Origin of the sequence: Curtobacterium sp. MCLR17_054, from assembly GCF_003234335.2 — a bacterium.
GTDB lineage: Bacteria > Actinomycetota > Actinomycetes > Actinomycetales > Microbacteriaceae > Curtobacterium > Curtobacterium flaccumfaciens.
The window spans coordinates 2,098,126-2,118,575 of the sequence record NZ_CP126263.1; the positions used below are offsets into that span (position 1 = coordinate 2,098,126).

Annotated in this window: 16 protein-coding genes and 1 tRNA gene; 2 read left to right on the forward strand and 15 right to left on the reverse strand. The window is 70.5% G+C overall.

Annotation, left to right across the window (positions count from 1 at the left end):
* Positions 1 to 18 precede the first annotated feature (18 nt).
* Positions 19 to 936: an SDR family NAD(P)-dependent oxidoreductase gene (locus DEJ08_RS10050; protein WP_111053947.1), complete on the reverse strand. Its 918-nt coding sequence runs from the start codon at positions 934 to 936 to the stop codon at positions 19 to 21.
* Positions 926 to 2,998: an excinuclease ABC subunit UvrB gene (uvrB, locus tag DEJ08_RS10055; RefSeq protein ID WP_071403981.1), complete on the reverse strand. Its 2,073-nt coding sequence runs from the start codon at positions 2,996 to 2,998 to the stop codon at positions 926 to 928. The genes DEJ08_RS10050 and uvrB overlap by 11 nt, the downstream gene beginning before the upstream one ends.
* 170 nt (positions 2,999 to 3,168) lie before the next feature.
* Between uvrB and DEJ08_RS10060 the strand changes: the two genes are divergently transcribed.
* Positions 3,169 to 4,497, forward strand: coding sequence for an MFS transporter (locus tag DEJ08_RS10060; protein ID WP_111053948.1), 1,329 nt, complete (start codon positions 3,169 to 3,171; stop codon positions 4,495 to 4,497).
* A 216-nt stretch (positions 4,498 to 4,713) separates the two neighbouring features.
* Here DEJ08_RS10060 and DEJ08_RS10065 read toward each other — a convergent pair whose 3' ends face one another.
* The 7 genes from DEJ08_RS10065 to polA all read right to left on the reverse strand — a co-directional run bounded on the left by DEJ08_RS10065 (position 4,714) and on the right by polA (position 15,266).
* Positions 4,714 to 5,958, reverse strand: a complete 1,245-nt coding sequence (locus tag DEJ08_RS10065) for an acyltransferase (RefSeq protein WP_181438931.1) — start codon at positions 5,956 to 5,958, stop codon at positions 4,714 to 4,716.
* Between the two features lie 47 nt (positions 5,959 to 6,005).
* Positions 6,006 to 7,502, reverse strand: a complete 1,497-nt coding sequence (locus tag DEJ08_RS10070; protein ID WP_111053950.1) for a class I adenylate-forming enzyme family protein — start codon at positions 7,500 to 7,502, stop codon at positions 6,006 to 6,008.
* A 22-nt stretch (positions 7,503 to 7,524) separates the two neighbouring features.
* A complete protein-coding gene (locus DEJ08_RS10075) occupies positions 7,525 to 8,568 on the reverse strand; it encodes a BPSS1187 family protein (RefSeq protein ID WP_111053951.1) in 1,044 nt (347 codons plus the stop codon).
* Entirely contained in the window at positions 8,565 to 9,167 is a 603-nt protein-coding gene (gene coaE, locus DEJ08_RS10080) for a dephospho-CoA kinase (protein ID WP_111053952.1), read from the reverse strand. The genes DEJ08_RS10075 and coaE overlap by 4 nt, the downstream gene beginning before the upstream one ends.
* A gap of 92 nt (positions 9,168 to 9,259) precedes the next feature.
* A complete protein-coding gene (gene rpsA, locus DEJ08_RS10085; protein ID WP_071403741.1) occupies positions 9,260 to 10,735 on the reverse strand; it encodes a 30S ribosomal protein S1 in 1,476 nt (491 codons plus the stop codon).
* A 158-nt stretch (positions 10,736 to 10,893) separates the two neighbouring features.
* The gene (locus tag DEJ08_RS10090; RefSeq protein ID WP_111053953.1) at positions 10,894 to 12,573 is read right to left on the reverse strand and encodes a DUF885 domain-containing protein; all 1,680 of its coding nucleotides are present in this window, start codon (positions 12,571 to 12,573) and stop codon (positions 10,894 to 10,896) included.
* A 50-nt stretch (positions 12,574 to 12,623) separates the two neighbouring features.
* Positions 12,624 to 15,266, reverse strand: coding sequence for a DNA polymerase I (gene polA, locus DEJ08_RS10095; protein ID WP_258366999.1), 2,643 nt, complete (start codon positions 15,264 to 15,266; stop codon positions 12,624 to 12,626).
* Positions 15,267 to 15,394: 128 nt separating this feature from the next.
* On the opposite strand from polA, the gene DEJ08_RS10100 reads away from it, so the two are divergent.
* Complete coding sequence (locus DEJ08_RS10100; protein WP_111039115.1) at positions 15,395 to 15,763, forward strand: PaaI family thioesterase; 369 nt, start codon at positions 15,395 to 15,397, stop codon at positions 15,761 to 15,763.
* Between the two features lie 32 nt (positions 15,764 to 15,795).
* Here the strand turns inward: DEJ08_RS10100 and DEJ08_RS10105 are convergent, their stop codons facing one another.
* From DEJ08_RS10105 to exaC, 6 genes are all read right to left on the reverse strand, one after another.
* Positions 15,796 to 16,266, reverse strand: a complete 471-nt coding sequence (locus DEJ08_RS10105; protein ID WP_111029269.1) for a GNAT family N-acetyltransferase — start codon at positions 16,264 to 16,266, stop codon at positions 15,796 to 15,798.
* A 109-nt stretch (positions 16,267 to 16,375) separates the two neighbouring features.
* Positions 16,376 to 16,981 (reverse strand): ANTAR domain-containing response regulator, encoded by a 606-nt coding sequence (locus DEJ08_RS10110; RefSeq protein ID WP_017887240.1) that lies wholly within the window; start codon positions 16,979 to 16,981, stop codon positions 16,376 to 16,378.
* Between the two features lie 63 nt (positions 16,982 to 17,044).
* A tRNA-Leu gene (locus DEJ08_RS10115) sits at positions 17,045 to 17,129 on the reverse strand.
* Between the two features lie 55 nt (positions 17,130 to 17,184).
* Positions 17,185 to 18,354 (reverse strand): helix-turn-helix domain-containing protein, encoded by a 1,170-nt coding sequence (locus tag DEJ08_RS10120; protein WP_111053955.1) that lies wholly within the window; start codon positions 18,352 to 18,354, stop codon positions 17,185 to 17,187.
* A 52-nt stretch (positions 18,355 to 18,406) separates the two neighbouring features.
* The gene (locus DEJ08_RS10125; protein ID WP_111039089.1) at positions 18,407 to 18,805 is read right to left on the reverse strand and encodes a DUF779 domain-containing protein; all 399 of its coding nucleotides are present in this window, start codon (positions 18,803 to 18,805) and stop codon (positions 18,407 to 18,409) included.
* On the reverse strand, positions 18,805 to 20,346 hold the full coding sequence (exaC, locus tag DEJ08_RS10130; protein WP_111053956.1) for an acetaldehyde dehydrogenase ExaC: 1,542 nt from the start codon (positions 20,344 to 20,346) through the stop codon (positions 18,805 to 18,807). The genes DEJ08_RS10125 and exaC overlap by 1 nt, the downstream gene beginning before the upstream one ends.
* Positions 20,347 to 20,450 lie beyond the last annotated feature (104 nt).

The following is a 20,450-nucleotide window of genomic DNA, read 5'->3' on the forward strand; positions in this document are numbered from 1 at the left end:
TTCGGCCGGGATGGAGGGTCAGACGAGTGCGTCGAGAGCGAACGCGACACCGGATGCACGCTCGCTCGCGGCCCAGAGCTGCGCTGCGACGGTGCGGTCGTGCGCCCGAGGTTCGGCCGCGACCACCGTGGCCGGGCCACGGAGCTGCATCCAGCCGGCCGGGCCCCAGTACTCCCCCGAGTGCACGTCAGCACCGACGGCCGCGTGCACGAGCGGCTGGGCGCCGACGTCCTTGCCCTGGGCGACGACGCGCTGCGCCGGGCGGATCCACTCCGGTTCGGGTCGTGCCGGGCTGACGTCCGGGCGTGCCGGTGACAGGCGGTCGAGCGACAGGCCGGGGTGCGCGACGACGCTCGACACGGACGACCCTGAGTCGGCCAGTCGCTCGGCGAGCTCGAAGCCGAACAGCATCACGGCGAGCTTGCTCCTGGCGTACTGGCGGTGGCTCGAGTACCGACCGACGCCGAGCGGATCGGTCGCGTCGAGCTGGGCGAATCGATGGGCGATCGACCCGAGGTGCACGACCCGGCCGGCTCGTCGTTCGAGCAGGGGCAGGACCCGGGCGGTCCACGCGAAGTGCCCGAGGTGGTTCGTACCGATCTGCAGTTCGGTGCCCTGTGCCGTGCTCCCCCGCGTCGACGCCCCGACGACCCCGGCGTTGTTCACGACCGCGTCGACGCCGTCGGGTTCCAGCGCGGCGAGTTCCGCGGCAGCGGCACTGACCGAGTCGAGGTCGGCGAGGTCGAGGTGGACGTGGGCGAGCGAGGCCCCGTCGACCTGCCGACGGATGCTGCGCTCGGCGGCGTCCGCCCGGCCGCGGTCGCGCGTCGCCAGCACCACACGGTGCCCCGCCGCGGCGAGCTGCTCGGCGGCGTGGTACCCGAGCCCGGCGCTCGCACCGGTGACGACGACCGTGCGGGCGCCGTCAGCTGACATGTCCGGCCGACTCCATCTGGCGCAGGGCCTTCTTCAGGTCCTGCACCTCGTCGCGCAGTCGCGCCGCGAGCTCGAACTTCAGCTCCGCCGCCGCCTGCAGCATCTGGTCGTTCAGGTCGGCGATGGTGGCACCGAGCTGCGTCGCACCCTCGCCCGCGATGCCGCCGCGCTTGAGGTTCGGCGTGGGCGACCGACGGCCGTCGGTGCCGGGGCGACCCTGCAGGAGCGCCTTCGTGTCGTCGTTCTCGCGCTGCAGGACCTCGGTGATGTCCGCGATCTTCTTGCGCAGCGGCTGGGGGTCGATGCCGCGCTCCAGGTTGTAGGCGACCTGCTTCTCACGACGGCGATCGGTCTCCTCGATCGCGGTCTTCATCGAGTCGGTCATCTTGTCGGCGTACATGAGCACCTGGCCCGACACGTTGCGGGCAGCACGACCGATCGTCTGGATGAGCGACGTCGACGAGCGGAGGAAGCCTTCCTTGTCGGCGTCGAGGATCGCGACGAGCGACACCTCGGGCAGGTCGAGGCCCTCGCGCAGCAGGTTGATGCCGACGAGCACGTCGTAGACGCCCTGCCGCAGCTCGGTCAGCAGCTCGACGCGCTTCAGGGTGTCGACGTCGGAGTGCAGGTAGCGGACGCGCACACCGGCGTTCCCGAGGAAGTCCGTGAGTTCCTCCGCCATGCGCTTGGTCAGCGTGGTGACGAGGACGCGCTCGTCCTTCTCGACCCGTTGCTTGATCTCCTCGAGCAGGTCGTCGATCTGGCCGTCGCTCGGCTTGACCACGATCTCGGGGTCGATCAGGCCGGTCGGGCGGATGATCTGCTCGACCACGCTGTCGGTGACCCCGAGCTCGTAGCGCCCCGGGGTGGCCGACAGGTAGACCTTCTGCCCGACGCGCTCGAGGAACTCCTCCCACTTCAGCGGGCGGTTGTCCATCGCGCTCGGCAGGCGGAACCCGTGCTCGACGAGGGTGCGCTTGCGCGAGGCGTCACCCTCGTACATCGCGCCGATCTGCGGCACGGTGACGTGCGACTCGTCGATGACGATGAGGAAGTCGTCGGGGAAGTAGTCGATGAGGCAGTGCGGCGCTTCGCCCGGACCACGGCCGTCCATGTGCCGCGAGTAGTTCTCGATGCCCGAGCAGAACCCGATCTGCTCCATCATCTCGATGTCGAACGTGGTGCGCATCCGGAGGCGCTGGGCCTCGAGCAGCTTGCCCTGGCCCTCGAGCTCGGCGAGCCGTTCCGCGAGTTCTTCCTTGATGGAGGCGATCGCGCGGTGCATCACGTCGGTGTCCGCGACGTAGTGCGAGGCCGGGAAGATCGACACCGCGGGCAGGTCGTCGATGACGTTGCCGGTGAGCGGGTGCAGCGAGGAGAGCGCTTCGATCTCGTCACCGAACATCTCGATGCGGATCGCGTGCTCTTCGTACATCGGGATGATCTCGATGGTGTCGCCGCGCACCCGGAACGTGCCCCGGGCGAAGTCGACGTCGTTGCGCTGGTACTGCATGGCGACGAACTTGCGCACGAGCTGGTCGCGGGAGATCGTCTGGCCCACGTGGAGCGCGACCGATGCGTTCATGTACTGCTCGGGGGTGCCGAGACCGTAGATGCAGGAGACGGTGGACACCACCACGGTGTCGCGACGGCTGAGCAGCGAGTTCGTCGTGGAGTGCCGGAGTCGTTCGACCTCGGCGTTGACGGAGGAGTCCTTCTCGATGAAGGTGTCCGTCTGCGGGACGTACGCCTCGGGCTGGTAGTAGTCGTAGTACGAGACGAAGTACTCGACCGCGTTGTTCGGCATCAGGCTGCGGAACTCGTTGGCGAGCTGGGCCGCGAGCGTCTTGTTGTGCGCGAGCACGAGTGTCGGCCGCTGCACCTGCTCGATGAGCCACGCGGTCGTCGCCGACTTGCCGGTACCGGTCGCACCCAGCAGCACGACGTCGGTCTCACCGGCGTTGATCCGCCCGGCGAGTTCCGCGATGGCCGCGGGCTGGTCGCCACTCGGCGAGTACTCGCTGATGACCTCGAACGGACGCACCGCTCGGGTCGGTTCGATCGCAACACCCATGGGGACAACGGTAGTCGGCACCCCTGACACCGAGGACCGCTGCTCGCCCTCGGCGTACTGTCCGCTGCAAGCAGGCTCCAAGTCGACTGATGGTCAACGGGCATACCGTCCGATCCGTTCAGTCACCCGACTCCTTCCCACTCCCCCGAAGAGGCCTCATGACCACGGCGAACCCGGCCGCACCGATCAAGGGCACCCCGTTCCGCGGACGCATCCGCGGACGCGTGCTCGTCCTGCTCTGCTGCATGTACGCGATCTCGTACATCGACCGGACGAACATCTCGACGGCGCTGCCGCACATCACCGAGGAGTTCGGGTTCAACGAGGCGACCGCCGGTCTCATCGTCTCCGCGTTCTCGTTGCCGTACGCCCTGCTGCAGGTGTTCGGCGGCACGATCAGCGAGAAGTTCGGCCCGCGCCGGGCGCTCTTCGTCATCACGGTGATCTGGGGCGTCGCGACGCTCTGGACCGGGTTCGCGGTCGGCTTCTGGACCCTCTTCGCCGCGCGGGCCCTGCTCGGGCTGAGCGAGGCCGCCGCGTTCCCGACCGCCACGCAGGCGATGAGCCGGTGGATCCCCCGCGACCGGAACGGCTTCGCCCAGGGCGTGGTGCACTCCGCGGCACGGCTCGGCAACGCGCTGGCCCCGCTCATCGTCGCGTGGGTGATCGGGGCGACGGGCAGCTGGCGCTGGGCGTTCTTCGCCACCGCGGTGCTGTCCCTGGCGTGGGCCGTCGTCTGGTTCGTCTGGTTCCGGGACAAGCCCGAGTCCGCGAAGGGCATCACGCAGGTCGAGCTCGCCGAGCTCCCGCCGGTCGAGACCCGCGCGACCCGTCCCCCGGTGCCGTGGCGGCAGATGGCGAAGCAGATCCTGCCGGTCACCTTCGTCGACTTCGGGTACGGCTGGACCCTCTGGGTGTTCCTCACGTGGCTCCCGACGTTCCTCAGCTCCACCTACGGCCTGGAGATCGGCGACTTCGCCCTGTTCACCACCCTCATCCTGCTGGCCGGTGTCGTCGGGGACACGGTCGGCGGGATGCTGAGCGACCGCATCATCCACCGCGGCGGGAACACCCGGAACGCCCGCCGGACCATCCTGGTGATCGGGCTCGGCGGCTCGCTCCTCTGCCTCATCCCGCTCGTGATCGGGCAGGGCCTGCTCGTCGCGACGATCTCGCTGGCCCTGTCGTTCTTCTTCCTCGAGCTCTGCAACGCCAACCTCTGGGCGATCCCGATGGACGTGGCGCCGCAGTGGTCCGGCACGGCCTCGGGCTTCATGAACACCGGGTTCGGCATCGCCGGTGTCGTCTCGCCCATCGTGTTCGGTCTGCTCATCGACGCCTCCGGCTGGCAGGTGCCCTTCGCGCTCTCCTGCGTCCTGCTCGGAGCCGCGGCCGTCGTCGCGTGGTTCATGAAGCCCCAGCGGCTGACGTCCACCGACGGCGTGCTCGAGATCGGCACCCCGAAGGCCGAGCAGCGCTCGGCTTGACGGCCGGCAGCCGGTGCGCGGGACGCGCGCCGGCCCTGGTGGTCCGCACGCGACGGCCGGGAGGCGCGGGTCGGGCCCGCCACGTGCCTCCCGGCCGCCGCTCCACGTGTCCACTGCGCCGAACGGCTGGTGCGAGGTTCCGGACCCCGTGGGACGGCGTCACCGTCGCACCACGGACGAAACCTCGCACGAGAGCTGCGCCGTGCGGGCGAGCGCTCAGCGCGCGGCGCGCCGCCCGACGTCGTCGGTCTCGCCGACGAGGGCGTCGTCCGGCTCCACCGGTTCCGGCGACCGCTGCGGCACCGCCGCGCCTGCGGCACGACGCGCCCGCGCCGCTCGCGACGCCCGAGAGGACAACGACGGCCGCCCGGTCAACGGCACGCCGAGGGGCGTCCACCGGAACAGCTCGGTCACCGCGACGGACAGCACCAGCACGAGCACGTAGGTGACGAGGGTGAGCCACGGCCGTGGCACGACGGCCTCGAGCCAGCTGTCGCCGTAGAGCAGGATCCAGATGACGAACGGGTGGCTCAGGAAGATGCCGAACGAGCGATCGGAGGCGTAGTCGACGAACCGGGCGGTCCGGCTCCCGGGGCGCCGTCGATCCGCCCAGGCCGCGCCGATCGCCAGGAACCCGACGAACACCGCGGTGCTCCAGACCACCTGGACCGGCTGCAGCGGCGTCCCCGCGGCGTAGAGGGACTGCCCGAGGCCGACCTGCAGCGCCCACACACCGAGGGTGAGCCCACCGACGCCGGCGAACGCCCACAGGACCGAACGGCGGTGGACCCGGATGAACCGCAGGAACGCATCCGCGTGGTCGGCGGCGATCGCCCCCGAGACGATGAAGAAGACGTACGAGAAGAAGAACTGCTTCTGGTACCCCTGCATCCACGCGTCGCTCGCCGGGAAGTACTTGTACCCGGCGAACACCACCAGCTGGACCAGGAACGCCACGACCAGCACGGTCACGTGGTGCCCACGGGTCCGGCGCACCAGCCAGACGATCACCGGCAGGAGCAGGTACACCTGCATCGTCACGAGCAGGAAGTACAGGTGGTACCACGAGGTGCCGGTGACGATGCCCTCGGCCGCGGTGCGCACCAGGTCGGGGACGTCGCCACGGCGGGTGGGACTCAGCAGCCACGCCGCCGCGACGTAGACGAACGACCACGCCAGGTAGGGCACGCCCACGAGCAGGAACCGCTTCGGCCAGAACTGCGCCATCGGCCTCGGGCGCAAGGTGTAGCTGTACACGAGCACGAACGCGGTCAGCGAGAAGAAGACCAGCCGGGTGAAGTGCAGCAGGGCGAGCAGCGCGTTCAGCCCGACGTCGTCGGTGGCGGCGGTGTGGCTCGTGGTGTGCACCCCGATCACGCACGCGAACGTGAGGATGCGGAGCACGTCGACCTCGTACAGGTGCCGGGGCTTGCCCTCGGCCGTCCGCGTCGGCGTCTGCACCCCCGGCTCGTCACCGGTCGATGCCGGGGACACGCGTGATGGTCCGTTCACGATGGTCGGGCCATGGTCCGGACCTTCGCGCGCTGCACCTTGCCGGTGGGTGCACGCGGCAGGTCGGGCACGACGATGACCTCGACCGGTCGGCGGAACCGGGTCAGTTGTGCCTCGGCCCGGGCAACGAGATCGGCCACGAGGGCTGCGCGGTCGACGGGTTCGTCGGGCTGCGGGATCACGTAGGCGATCGGGACGGCACCGAGCACGTCGTCGGGGCGGCCGACGACGACCGCCTCGAGCACGCGGGGGTCGCCGAGCAGGACGTCCTCGACCTCGGACGGGTAGACCTTCTCGCCACCGCGGTTGATGACGTCGTCGGAGCGTCCGGCCAGTGACACCCAGCCGTCGGTGCTGACGGACCCGACGTCACCGGTGTGGAGCCAGCCATCGGCGTCGAACCGCTCGGGCGCGCGGCCACCCAGGTATCCCCGGACGATCCCCTCGCCCCGCACCCACAGCGCACCGATCTCGCCGGCGGGCAGCACCGAGCCGTCCTCGCCGCGGACCTGCACCTCGGACCCGACCGGCACCCCGACGGTGCCGGGCCGGGCGGGTTCGTCGAGCGGCGTCGCCGTGATCTGCGAGGCGCCTTCGGTCATGCCCCAGCTCACGACGAGCGGCACGTCTCCGAGGGCGGCGCGCACCGGATCGGGCAGCGGCGCCGACGCGCTGCGCACGAACCGCAGGCCCGGCGGGAACTCGAGCGGCCCGGTCTTCGCCAGCACGGCCAGGACGGCCGGGACGGCGTTCAGCCAGGTGATCCGTCGTTCCGCGAGCAGGTCCCAGAACCCGGTCCGACGGAAGCGCCGGTCGAGCACGAGGGTCGCGCCGGCGACGAGCGTCGCGAGCAGTCCGACCACCTCGGCGTTGACGTGGAACAGCGGCAAGGAGTTGAACCCGCGGTCGTCCGGCACGAGCCGGTTGTGCCGTGCGACGGCCCGGGCGACGAACAGCAGCTGCGTCTCGGGCAGCTCGACGCCCTTCGGCGTGCCGGTCGAACCGGAGGTGAACAGCACGACGGACCCCTGGCCCGGCGCGTGCGGGCTGTCGGCGGGCAGGTCGCCGTCACGGACGGCGGTCGGGAGGAACGTGGCCGGGTCGATCCCGCTCGCCGGTGCCCCGGGGACGGTCCCGTCCACCGCGCGGTCCGACACGACGATGGACGCGCCGCCGATGAGGTCGGCGAGACGGCCGGGCTCGGTGGCCGGCTGGCCGGTGTCGACGGGGATCGCCCGGCGACCGGAGGCGACGGCGCTCAGGTGCACGACCGCGAACGCGAGCGGGTCACCCACGTCGACCAGGACGGCACCCGACGGGGCGATGCCGATCGCGTCGAAGGTCCGCGACCAGGCGGTCACCGCGTCGTCGAGCGCGCGGTAGGTGAGGACGCGCTCGGAGCGGGCGTCCTCGAGGAAGTGGCGCACGCCCCCGTCGGCCGCACGGGCCCGGATGAGCGAGCGCAGGTCGGGTTCATCACGAACGGGCTGCACGCAGGAAGGCTATTGCGCGACGCTATGAGCGGTCGGAGGGAACAGCAGGATCTGTGGAGAACCGGTGCAGCATCCACTGCCACAGCGGGAGCATCCGGGGGACGCCGTCACGGGTGAGCGGCGTCGAGTCCTTGATGATCAGGGAGTGCGCCTTGCCCTCGCCGCCGAGGTCGGTGAGGATCGCGTGCGGGTCCGCTCCGGCGAGTGGCGGTGCGGTGTCCGTCTCGAACGGCCCGGACACACCGCTCAGCCCGAGGACGTCCCACGAACCGGTGATGCGGGGGCCGAACGTGTCACGGACGTCGTCGATGGCGTACATCCGGTCCACCGGTGTCCGGCCCGGGCGGTCCATCCACGCTGCGTGTGCCGGCCCGCGGGACTCGACGGGTGACGAGAACATCAGCGCGCCGTGGACACTGCGGACGTGGGCGATGTACGCCGCCTCTCCGCCGCCCTGCGAGTGCCCGGCCACGACGATGTCGTTCCAGACGATGCGGTCGTCGCCCTGGACGAACCGCCCCCAACCGCCGTCCGGGTCGTGGTCGTCGAGGTACGCGACGGCGTCCCGGAAGCGCGAGACGATCGACCCGGCCGGACTGACCGCACTGAACGCCGAGGGCCGCGTGCCGTCGAAGCGGTTCCGCTGCACCATGCCGTAGCAGCGTGCGTCGGCCTCACACGTGCCGGACAGGGTGCGGCCCAGGTTCCAGTAGTCGAGGCCGAGCACGTGGTACCCATCAGCCAGGGCGGCTCCGAGGAACCGCTGGTACTCCGCGGGACGGGATCGGGTCGCGGGCAGGAACAGCAGGAGCGGACCGTCGGCCGAGGTGCGCGCGGCGAAGTCGTCCCGGTTCGGCGTGAGCCGCTCACCGTTCACCGTTCCGAGCCGGAACCGGTGGAACTCTCCCTCGGGCCCCTGTTCGTCACCCGACGGCCGCTCGTGCACCGCGACCCGGCCGTTGTCCGCCACACGCTGGGCACCGAGGACGTTCGCGGCGACGAGCGAGGCGGCCCCGATCGCCACGAGGACGATCGCGGCGAGGACCAGCAGCAGGCGGTGGCTCATGGAGTGATCCGCGCCCACACCTCGTCAGCGGAGCGGATCGTCTGCTCGAGCGTCCCGGTGGCGTCGACGACGTGGTCGGCGAGGGCGAGACGGTCGGCATCGCTCGCCTGGGCAGCGACGCGGCGCTCGGCCTCGTAACGGGGCATGCCGCGGTGCTCGACGAGCCGTTCGATGCGCTGCGCCGCGGGGGCGTCGACCACCACGACGGCGTCGAACCGGAGCGGACGCGAGCCGCGGGCCTCGGCGAGCAACGGCACGTCGTAGACCACCACGGCGTCGGGGTCGGCGGCCTCGGCGGCGTCGAACGCCTGCTGCGCGAGCCGCCAGACCTCGGGGTGCGTGATGGCTTCGAGGTCCTTCCGCGCCGCGGGGTCCGCGAACACGATCGACCCGAGCGCCGGCCGGTCGAGCGAACCGTCGGCAGCGATCACCGACGGACCGAACCGCTCGGCGACCTGCGCCAGGCCCGGGCTGCCCGGTGCCACGGCGTCCCGAGCCAGTCGGTCAGCGTCGATGACGACGGCCCCGTGCTCGGCCCAGCGCCGGGAGACGGTCGACTTGCCCGCGGCGATGCCGCCCGTGAGTCCGATGATGTGCACGGCAACAGGGTAACGACCCCGATGCCCGGAAACGCCGGAAGCCCGGCACCCTGTCAGGGGTGCCGGGCTTCCGGTCGGGACGAACCGCTCGATCAGTTGTTGGTCGAGCTGAGCTTCTCGCGGAGTGCAGCGAGCGACGCGTCGTCGGCCAGGGGGCTCGCGCCACCCGTCTCGCCGGCGAACGACGAGGTCGACGACGACGAGGAAGCCGTGGCCGGGAGGTCGAAGCCACCCTGCGCCTCGTCGGCGATGGTCTTCGCGACCTGCGCCTTGTGGGCTTCCCAACGACCCTGGGCGGCCGCGTACTGGCCCTCCCACTCGGTGCGCTGCGTGTCGTAGCCCTCGAGCCACTCGTTGGTCTCCGGGTCGAAGCCCTCGGGGTACTTGTAGTCACCCTTGTCGTCGTACTCGGTCGGCATGCCGTAGAGCGCCGGGTCGAACTCGTCGCTCTCCGGGTCGACGCCCTCGTTCGCCTGCTTGAGGCTGAGCGAGATGCGGCGACGGTCGAGGTCGATGTCGATGATCTTGACGAAGACCTCGTCGTTGACCGAGACGACCTGCTCGGCGAGCTCGACGTGCTTGTTCGAGAGCTCCGAGATGTGCACGAGGCCCTCGATGCCGTCGGCAACGCGGACGAAGGCACCGAACGGGACGAGCTTCGTGACCTTGCCCGGTGCGATCTGACCGATCGCGTGGGTGCGGGCGAAGACCTGCCACGGGTCCTCCTGCGTCGCCTTGAGCGAGAGCGACACGCGCTCGCGGTCCAGGTCGACCTCGAGGATCTCGACGGTGACTTCCTGACCGACCTCGACGACCTCGCTGGCGTGCTCGATGTGCTTCCAGCTGAGCTCGGAGACGTGGACGAGACCGTCGACGCCGCCGAGGTCCACGAACGCACCGAAGTTGACGATCGAGGAGACGATGCCCTTGCGGACCTGGCCCTTGTGGAGGTTGTTGAGGAACGTCGTCCGGGACTCGGACTGCGTCTGCTCGAGGAGCGCACGGCGCGACAGGACCACGTTGTTGCGGTTCTTGTCGAGCTCGAGGATCTTGGCCTCGATCTCCTGGCCGAGGTACGGCGTGAGGTCGCGGACACGACGGAGCTCGATGAGCGAGGCGGGGAGGAAGCCACGGAGGCCGATGTCGACGATGAGACCGCCCTTGACGACCTCGATGACCGTCCCGGTCACGACGCCGTCGGACTCCTTGATCTTCTCGACGTCGCCCCACGCACGCTCGTACTGCGCGCGCTTCTTCGACAGGATGAGGCGGCCTTCCTTGTCCTCCTTCTGGAGAACCAGGGCCTCGACCTCGTCGCCGACCTCGACGACCTCGTTGGGGTCGACGTCGTGCTTGATCGAGAGCTCGCGCGAGGGGATGACGCCCTCGGTCTTGTAACCGACGTCGAGGAGGACCTCGTCGCGGTCGATCTTCACGACGGTGCCGGAGATGAGATCACCGTCGTTGAAGAACTTCAGGGTCTTCTCGACCTCGGCCAGGAAGTCATCAGCCGAACCGATGTCGTTGATGGCGACCTGCTTAGGAGCCTTGGTCGTAGTGGTTGTCATGTAGAGATTGCTCCGAACGGACATGAGTCGGGCCATGGCGTGCGGGGACTCGGCCCCCGTGGTGCACCGCCGTGGCGATTGATTGAGTGGCGCGGATTGCGCCGCACAAGTCTAACCGCACCGGCGGAGGCCCCACAACCGGGCGTGTCGACGGCGCGTCACCCGACCAGGGCGGTCCGAAGGGTGTCGAGGCCGATGCTGCCGAGCGAGAGCGCACGGTGGTGGAACGCCTTCAGGTCGAAGTCGGCTCCCTCGCGGGCGGCGACCTCGTCGCGGATGGACTCCCAGACGCGCTGACCCACCTTGTACGAGGGGGCCTGCCCCGGCCACCCGAAGTACCGGGCGACCTCGAACCGGACGAACGCGGGGTCCATGTTCACGTTCTGCCCCATGAAGTCGAGCGCGTACTCCCACGTCCAGCCGCCGCCGTCGGGGTTCGTCTTCTGCAGGTGCACGCCGATGTCGAGCACGACGCGGGCCGCCCGCATGCGCTGCCCGTCGAGCATGCCGAGCCGGTCGCCGTCGTCGTCGAGGAACCCGAGCTGCTCCATCAGCCGTTCGGCGTACAGCGCCCAGCCTTCGACGTGCCCGGAGGACCCGGAGAGCTGCCGGCGCCACGTGTTCAGCTCGCCGCGGTTGTAGACGCCCTGGCTGATCTGCAGGTGGTGTCCGGGGACACCCTCGTGGTAGACCGTCGTCTTCTCGCGCCAGGTGCCGAACTCGGTGACGCCCTCGGGCACGGACCACCACATGCGGCCGGCACGGGAGAAGTCGTCGGAGGGGCCGCTGTAGTAGATGCCGCCCTCCTGGGTGGGGGCGATCCGGCACTCCAGGCGACGGATCGGGTCCGGGATGTCGAAGTACGTCCCGGCCATCGCGGCGATCGACGCGTCGCTCGTCTCCTGCATCCACCGCTGCAGCGCGTCGGTTCCGTGCAGGATCCGGGACGGGTCGGTGTCGAGCACCTCGATCGCCCGGGCGACGCTCGCACCGGACTCGATGCGGTCGGCGATGCGCTCCTGCTCGTCCCGCATGCGCGTGAGTTCCTCGAGGCCCCATTCGTACGTCTCGTCGAGGTCGACGACCGCGCCGAGGAACCGGCGCGAGTGCAGCTCGTAGGCCTCGCGACCGACGGCGTCGACGGGGGTGGCGAGCGGCAGCAGCTCGTGCTCCAGGAACTGTCCGAACGAGCGGTAGGCCGCCGCGGCGACCTCGGCACCGCGGTGCAGGTCTGCTCGGAGCGTCTCCGGCACGGGGACGTCGCCCTCGAACGCGGCGGAGTCGGCCAGCTGACGGAACATCCCGCCGTCGGCGCCGGTGCGCGCCGCCTGCTCGGCGATGAGCGCGACCTGGCGCTTCGCCGGGGTGACGCCTTCACGCGTGCCCTCGAGCAGGGTCTCGCGGATGCCCTCGAGCGCATCCGGCAGCGCCTGCAGCCGACTCGCGATGTCCTGCCAGTCGCCCTCGGTCGCGGTCGGCATCAGGTCGATGATCTCCCGCACCGACTGCGCCGGGCTCGCGATGACGTTGAGGTCGCGGAGGTGCAGCTTGCGCTCGTACGACTCCTGCACCAGGTCCAGCTCGGCGCCGAGGTCGGCCTTCGTCACCTGGTCCACCGAGTCGACGGCGGGAGCGGCGTCGAGCGCACGCTTCGCACCGCGCGCGGCCTCGGCCATCGCGGCGGCGCCGGCGGGCGAGGTGTCGCCGTACTCCCCCGTGCGCCCCGGGACGCCGATGTACGTGGCGGTCGTCGGGTCGAGGTCGACGAGGGTGGTGACCCAGTCCTCGGCGACGCGGTCGACGGCGGACGGCTGGCGGACAGGACGCTCTTCGCTCATGCCCCGACCCTACCGACCCGCGGGTCGGCAGGAATCCCGAGCCGCCCGGGTCAGTGGGCGGCGCTCTCCCAGTTCGGCCCCACACCGACCGAGACGTCGAGCGGGACGCTCAGCTCGGCGGCGCTGCCCATCCGGGTGCGGAGGATCTCCTCGACACGCTCCTGCTCCCCGGGCGCGACCTCGAGGATGAGCTCGTCGTGCACCTGGAGCAGCAGGTGCGACTGCAGCTCGCCGTCGCGCAGGTCGTCGGCGACCCCGAGCATCGCGATCTTGATGATGTCGGCGGCCGAACCCTGGATCGGGGCGTTCAGCGCGGCGCGTTCGGCGTTCTCGCGCAGGACCCGGTTCGGGCTCTTCAGGTCGGGGAACGGGCGACGGCGACCGAAGATCGTCTCGGTGTAGCCGTCCTCGCGCGCCTGCTCGACGACGTTGCGCAGGTAGTCGCGCACAGCGCCGAAGCGAGCGAAGTACTCGGTCATCAGGGTGCGGGCCTCGGACTGCTCGATGCGCAGCTGCTTCGACAGACCGAAGGCGCTCAGCCCGTAGGCCAGGCCGTAGGACATCGCCTTGACCTTGGTGCGCATCTCGTTGGAGACCTCGGACGGGTCGACGCCGAACACCCGCGCGCCGACGAAGCGGTGCAGGTCCTCGCCCTCGTTGAAGGCCTGGATGAGCCCCGGGTCGCCGGAGAGGTGCGCCATGATCCGCATCTCGATCTGCGAGTAGTCGGCGGTGACGAGCGTCGTGTACGGCTCGGCCACCGCGAACGCCGACCGGATCCGGCGACCGACGGCCGTCTTCACCGGGATGTTCTGCAGGTTCGGGTCGGTCGACGAGACCCGGCCGGTGCTCGTACCGGTCTGCTCGTACCGGGTGTGGATGCGACCATCGACCACGGCGGCGTCGAGCGTGTCGACGATCTGCCGGAGCTTCGTGGCGTCGCGGTGCTGCAGCAGGAGCCCGAGGAACGGGTGCGGGTGCTGTTCCTGCAGGTCGGCCAGGCTCGCGGCGTCGGTCGAGAACCCGGTCTTGGTCTTGCGGGTCTTCGGCATCGCGAGCTCGGTGAACAGGACCTCCTGCAGCTGCTTCGGCGATCCGAGGTTGACCTCGTGCCCGATCTCGGCGAAGGCCTGCTGCGCGAGTTCGGCGGCGCGCTCCCCGAGTTCCTTCGACAGGCCGGTGAGCACCGGGCGGTCGATGCCGACGCCGATGGTCTCCATGCCCGCCAGCACCGACACGAGCGGCAGCTCGATGTCGTCGAGGACCTGCAGCGAGGACGCGTCGATCCGGGCGCGCAGGGCCGTGGTGACGCGGAGCACGAACCACGCGTGCACCCCGACGTTGACCGGGTCGGTCTCGGGGACCAGCTGGTTCGGGTCGGCCGTCGGCAGTTCTTCGCCGAGCTCCTGGTAGACGAGGTCGGACAGCGGCTGTCCCTGCTTGCCGGGCTGCGCGAGCCACCCCATGATCCGGGCGTCGCCGGCGATGCCGTTCACGACGAAGCCGGCGGTGCCGAGCGCCTTGATCGCGGCCTTGGCGTCGTGGAAGTGCTTCGGGGCGTCGGAGGCGAACCAGGCCGAGAGCTGCTCGTAGTCCTGCGCGCCGCTGCCGCCCGGTACCAGCACGGCGTCGTCGTGGGTCGCGATGCCGATGGCGCTGAGGCGTCCGTCGATGACCTCGACCGCGACGCCGTAGCCGTTCGCCGCCTCGGTCGCGTTGCGGCGCTCGAGCCAGTAGCCGAGCTCTTCGTCGATCAGGGTCTTGACGGGCGGCGGGGTCGGCGCGCCGTCGTCGACGGTGCCCTCGGCCGCGGGCTCGGCGGGGTCGCCCGACCCGGCCACCTTGAAGACGCGGTCGAGCAGCGTGCGGAACTGCAGCTTGGCGAAGAGCTCGCGCACCGCGGTCTCGTCGACCGGGCGGAGTGCGACGTCGGCGGGACCGACGGGCAGCTCGACGTCGGTGACCAGGCGGTTGAGCCGGCGGTTCCGGATCGCCCGGTCCTGCTGCTCGCGCAGGTTGTTGCCGACGACGCCCTTGATCTCGTCGGCGTGCTCGAGGACGCCGTCGAGCGACCCGTACTGAGTGACCCACTTGACCGCGGTCTTCTCGCCGACCTTGTCGATGCCGATCAGGTTGTCGCTGGTCTCGCCGACGAGTGCGGCGATGTCCGGGTACTGGTGGGGCTCGATGCCGTAGCGCTCGTAGACCTTGTCGCGGTCGTAGCGGGTGAGTTCGGAGACGCCGCGGACGGACGGGTAGAGCAGCGTGACGTCGTCGTTGACGAGCTGGATCGAGTCGCGGTCACCGGAGACCACGTAGACCTTGAAGCCCTGGTCGGCGCCCTGCTTGGAGAGGGTCGCGAGGATGTCGTCGGCCTCGTAGTCCTCCTTCGTGACGGTGGTGATGCCCATCGCCTCGAGCGCCTGCTGCAGGAGCGGGATCTGGCCCTTGAACTCGGCCGGGGTCTCGGAGCGGGTGCCCTTGTACTCGGCGTACTCACGCGTTCGGAACGAGAACCGGGAGATGTCGAACGCCACCGCCAGGTGGGTGGGCTTCTCGCGCTGCAGCAGCATCAGCAGCATCGAGATGAAGCCGTGGATCGCGTTGGTGTGCTGCCCCTCGCGGTTCACGAAGCTGTCGACCGGCAGCGCGTAGAAGGCCCGGAAGGCGAGCGAGTGGCCGTCGATGACCATGAGGGTAGGCTTTGCGGAGTCCGACACCCGGACAGCCTACCGACGCCCGCTGACACGGAAGGTCGACGCAGACCGTGACCGACGACACCACATCGACCACGATCGATCCCCGCATCGACGAACGCGGCATGGGCGAGCTGGCCGAGAAGATGGGCATGGTCATCACCGAGCTCTCGGCCGAGCGGGCGGTCGGTTCGATCCCCGTCGAGGGCAACCGCCAGCCGGTCGGCCTGCTGCACGGCGGTGCCTACGTCGTCCTCGCGGAGAGCCTCGGTTCGATGGCCGCGAACGTGCACGCCGGGCCCGACCGCTACGCCGTCGGCATCGAGCTCAGTGCCTCGCACTCCCGCAGCGCCACGAGCGGCATCGTCACGGGCACGTGCACCGCCATCCACCTGGGCGGCACGCTCACCACCCACGAGATCGTCCTGACCGACGACCAGGGTCGTCGCTGCTCCACCGTGCGGATCACGAACATGATCCGCGAGCGACGCTGACCGACGGAGCGACGGAGCGACGGACCGACGACTCAGTCCTCCGGCGGCCGCTGCAGCAGCAGGCGGGCGTCGCCGAACCCGAGCCGCCGGTAGAGCCGTTCGCCGTCCACGCTCGAGTGCACCGACGTCCGCTCCACGCCGAGCTCGTCGGCGAGCTCGAGCAGCGCCGTCACGAGGCGTCCGGCGACGCCGGAACCACGCAGCTCCGGGTGCACGTAGACCGTCTGCACGTCAGCGGTCAGTCGGCGGCCCGGCCGGTCCGGCAGCGGCGGTCGCGCGACGAGCCCGAGCCACGCCATGCCGAGCACGACACCGTCCCGCTCCGCGACGACGCACCGGTGCGACTCCGTGTGGTCGGCGGCGAACGCCGTCATGGCAACGCGGTACGACTGCACACTCGCCGCCGGCTGCGCGCCGCCCTCGTCGACGCTCCACCGCCACCGCAGGTCCGCCACCGCCGGCATGTCGTCAGGCCGGGAGGCCCGGATCACCACGTCGTCCATGGCTCCAGCCTGCCAGGTGGTCGCGGCACACGCCCCACCCCCGGACGCAGGAACGCCGCCGACCCCAGGGGGTCCGACGGCGTTCCGTGAGCGACGGTGGTGCGCTGGACTACTTCTTGGCGCTGAGCTGCTCGATGATCGCCTTGGCGACGTCGTGCATGGTCAGGCGGCGGTCCATCGAGGCCTTCTGGATCCAGCGGAACGCCTCGGGCTCGGTGAGACCCATCTTCTCGTTCAGCAGGCCCTTGGCGCGGTCGACGAGCTTGCGGGTCTCGAAGCGCTCGACGAGGTCGGCGACCTCGGCCTCGAGCGTGATGATCTGCTGGTACCGCGAGAGGGCGATCTCGATCGCGGGGAGCAGGTCGTTCGGGGTGAAGGGCTTGACCACGTAGGCCAGCGCACCGGCCTCGGTGGCACGCTCGACGAGGTCCTTCTGGCTGAACGCGGTCAGCAGGACGACGGGCGCGATGTGGTTCTTGGACAGCTTCTCGGCTGCGGAGATGCCGTCGAGCTGGGGCATCTTGACGTCCATCACGACGAGGTCGGGGCGGAGGTCGGTCGCAAGCTGGACGGCGGTCTCACCGTCACCGGCTTCACCGACCACGTCGAACCCGTTGTCGCGGAGGATCTCCACGATGTCGAGGCGGATGAGCGACTCGTCCTCGGCGACGACGACGCGACGGGGTGCTGGTGCTGTTGCTTCTGTGTCACTCACGGACGAAAGCCTACTAGACGACGGAAGTGCCGTATCCCAGACCACGCAGATCGATCAGTCGGATGGTACGAGTGGCGGGACTTGAACCCGCACGCCGTGAGGCAGAGCATTTTGAGTGCCCCGTGTCTGCCGATTCCACCACACTCGCGAGGAGGCCAACACTACCAGCCCGACCCGCGCCTCCCGGCCCGTCGTCGACCGTCTCAGGAGCCCTCGAGCGCCTCGATCGCCGCCACGAGACCGGCCCGTCGCGGCGACCGCCGCGGCAGCACCGCGAGCAGCGCGCGCAGCACGAGCGCGTCGGTCGCACCGTCCGGGGTGCGCGCCCACGCGAGCAGGGCGTCGACGCCGCCGTCGGCGACGACCGACTCGCGGAACCGCAGCCGCACCAGGTCACGGACCGCGTCGACGCCGGGTGCGGCGGAGCCCGGCAGGACCGGTCCGGCGTACCGGTCGACGGCCTGGAGGCGCGCCCCGCGTTCGAGCGCGGACAGCACGCCGTCGACGTCGGTCCGGACCCCGGTCACCCGGTACGGCCGCGACGTCACGGTCACGTCCGGCGCGTGCTGCGCGAGGACCCGGCGCAGCCGGACGACCTCGGCGCGCAGGGTGACGACCGCGCCCGGGTCACCGTAGACGGCGGCGGCGAGGTCGGTCGCTGCGAGGCCGGCGGGGTGCGCGGCGAGCACGACGAGCAGTTCGGAGTGCCGGGCGGACAGCTCGACCCGGCGGTCGGCGATCCGGAGCACGGCGGTGTCGGTCCCGAGCACGGTCAGCTCGGCCGACGGTACGCGGGGGGTCCGCGCCCGTGGTCGGACCGCGGCCAGGGCGAGCTGGGCCTCGGCTGCGGCGACCGTGGCGGCGAGCAGCGACAGCGTGTGCCGCTCGACGGCGCGGTCGTCGCCCGTCAGGTCGAGCACGCCGACGGTCGCACCGCTCGCGTCGTGCACCGGGACGGCCGTGCACGAGAACGGCTTGACGGCGTTCGCGTAGTGCTCGTCGGAGCGGATCTGCACCGGACGGTCGAGGCGCAGTGCCGTGCCGGGCGCGCTGGTGCCGACGCGGTCCTCCGACCAGTCGGCCCCGGAGACGAAGCCCATGTCCTCGGCGGCGCGACGCGTGGAGCGGGCGCCGTCGACCCAGACGAGACGGCCCGCGGCGTCCGCGACGGCGACGACGCACCCGGCCGAGCGGGAGTCGTCGAGCAGCAGCCGGCGGACCACCGGCAGCAGGGTGGCGAGGGGGCCGTCGTGCCGTACGGCGTCGAGTTCGTCGTGGTCGAGGACGAGGACCGGGGTGGCGTCGGGGTCGACCCGGGCGGACCGCTGCCACGACGCGGCGACGAGCGGGCGGAGCCGACCGGGTGCGCGCATGCGTCCTCCGATCGACCCCACCCGCCGCTCCGTCGCGACGCGTGCGGTCAGCCTACGTCCGGGCCACCCGCGGGACCAGGCCGAGATCGGCGAGCTCGGCGTCGTCGAACATCCGCGACCGGGTGAGGAACCGCTTGCCCTCCGGGACCTCGACCGAGAACCCGCCGCCCCGACCGTCGACGACGTCGATCGTCAGGTGCGTGTACTTCCAGTACTCGAACTGCGACACCGACATGTAGACCTCGACCGGCTCGAGGCCGTCCACCTGCAACGCGCCGAGCAGGACGTCCCCCGGACCCGTCCGGAACATGCCGACGGGATAGCACATCGGGCTCGAGCCGTCGCAGCAGCCGCCGGACTGGTGGAACATCAGCGGGCCGTGCCGGGCGGTGAGGGTGCGCAGGAGCTCCCCCGCCGCCGGCGTCACCGCGACGCGTGCGGTGTCGGGCATCAGAAGAAGCCCATCGGTCCGTCGGCGTAGGAGACGAGCAGGTTCTTCGTCTGCTGGTAGTGGTCGAGCATCATCTTGTGGTTCTCGCGCCCGATGCCGGACTGCTTGTAGCCGCCGAACGCCGCACCCGCCGGGTACTGGTGGTACGTGTTCGACCACACGCGCCCGGCCTGGATGTCCCGTCCGGCGCGGTACAGGGTCGTGACGTCGCGGCTCCACACCCCGGCGCCGAGCCCGTACAGGGTGTCGTTGGCCGTGGCGATCGCGTCGTCGTAGCCGCTGAAGGACGTCAGCGCGAGCACGGGCCCGAAGATCTCCTCCTGGAAGATCCGCATCGAGTTGTCGCCCTCGAACACCGTCGGCGTGACGTAGTAGCCAGCGGAGAGTTCGCCGCCCAGATCGGCGCGCTCGCCACCGGTCAGGAGCTTCGCGCCCTCCTGCTTGCCGATGTCGATGTAGCTCAGGATCTTCTCGAGCTGGTCGTTGGACGCCTGGGCGCCGATCATCGTCGACAGGTCGAGCGGGTGTCCCTGCTTGACGGCGCGGACGCGTTCCAGGCCGTCGGCGACGAACCCGTCGTAGATCTCCTCCGCCACGAGTGCCCGCGACGGACACGTGCAGACCTCGCCCTGGTTCAGGTTGAAGAATGTGAAGCCCTCGAGCGCCTTGTCGTAGAAGGAGTCCTGCTCGGCCGCCACGTCGGGGAAGAACACGTTCGGGCTCTTGCCGCCGAGCTCGAGCGTCACCGGGATGAGGCTCTGCGAGGCGTACTGCATGATCAGCCGCCCGGTCGTGGTCTCCCCCGTGAAGGCGATCTTCCGGATGTCCGGGTGCTGCGCGAGCGGTGCGCCGACCTCGATACCGAAGCCGTTGACCACGTTGAGCACCCCGGCGGGCAGCAGGTCGCGGATGAGCTCGACGAGCACGTGGATGGACGCCGGGGTCTGCTCGGCGGGCTTCAGCACGACGCAGTTGCCGGCGGCGAGGGCCGGTGCGAGCTTCCACACCGCCATCAGGATCGGGAAGTTCCAGGGGATGATCTGCCCGACCACGCCGAGCGGCTCGTGGAAGTGGTAGGCCACGGTGTCGTGGTCGATCTCGCCGGCGGAGCCCTCCTGTGCGCGGATCGCCCCGGCGAAGTACCGGAAGTGGTCGATCGCGAGCGGGATGTCGGCGCCGAGGGTCTCGCGGATCGGCTTGCCGTTCTCCCACGTCTCGGCGACGGCGAGCATCTCGAGGTGCTCCTCCATGCGGTCCGCGATCTTGTTGAGGATGACGGCGCGCTCGGCCGCGCTCGTCCGTCCCCAGGCCGGGAACGCCTTCCATCCGGCGGCGACGGCCCGGTCGACGTCCGTGGAGTCGCCGCGGGCCACCTCGGTGAACACCTTGCCCGTGACGGGGGTGGGGTTCTCGAAGTACTGCCCGCTGGCAGACGGCACGTACTCGCCGCCGATGAAGTGGTCGTACCGGGATCGGTACTCGACCAGGGAGCCGGGCTCGCCGGGTGCGGCGTAGCTGGTGGGCGAGGGTGCGATGGTCATGGTGGTGCCCTTTCGACGACGCTGTCGGGGCGCACGGGTCGCGCGCCTGCTCCGCACGGTACGACCGCGGGGGTTGCAGGTCGTTGCACGGCCCGCGGCTCCGA

Bases quoted from the DNA above. Each gene is read 5' to 3' on its own strand.
- DEJ08_RS10100 (WP_111039115.1), top strand. From the start codon at position 15,395: ATGGGCGAGCTGGCCGAGAAGATGGGCATGGTCATCACCGAGCTCTCG.
- DEJ08_RS10050 (WP_111053947.1), bottom strand. From the start codon at position 936: ATGTCAGCTGACGGCGCCCGCACGGTCGTCGTCACCGGTGCGAGCGCC.
- DEJ08_RS10090 (WP_111053953.1), bottom strand. From the start codon at position 12,573: ATGAGCGAAGAGCGTCCTGTCCGCCAGCCGTCCGCCGTCGACCGCGTC.
- DEJ08_RS10060 (WP_111053948.1), top strand. From the start codon at position 3,169: ATGACCACGGCGAACCCGGCCGCACCGATCAAGGGCACCCCGTTCCGC.
- DEJ08_RS10105 (WP_111029269.1), bottom strand. From the start codon at position 16,266: ATGGACGACGTGGTGATCCGGGCCTCCCGGCCTGACGACATGCCGGCG.
- DEJ08_RS10125 (WP_111039089.1), bottom strand. From the start codon at position 18,805: ATGCCCGACACCGCACGCGTCGCGGTGACGCCGGCGGCGGGGGAGCTC.
- DEJ08_RS10075 (WP_111053951.1), bottom strand. From the start codon at position 8,568: ATGAGCCACCGCCTGCTGCTGGTCCTCGCCGCGATCGTCCTCGTGGCG.
- exaC (WP_111053956.1), bottom strand. From the start codon at position 20,346: ATGACCATCGCACCCTCGCCCACCAGCTACGCCGCACCCGGCGAGCCC.
- polA (WP_258366999.1), bottom strand. From the start codon at position 15,266: ATGGTCATCGACGGCCACTCGCTCGCCTTCCGGGCCTTCTACGCGCTG.
- DEJ08_RS10120 (WP_111053955.1), bottom strand. From the start codon at position 18,354: ATGCGCGCACCCGGTCGGCTCCGCCCGCTCGTCGCCGCGTCGTGGCAG.
- rpsA (WP_071403741.1), bottom strand. From the start codon at position 10,735: ATGACAACCACTACGACCAAGGCTCCTAAGCAGGTCGCCATCAACGAC.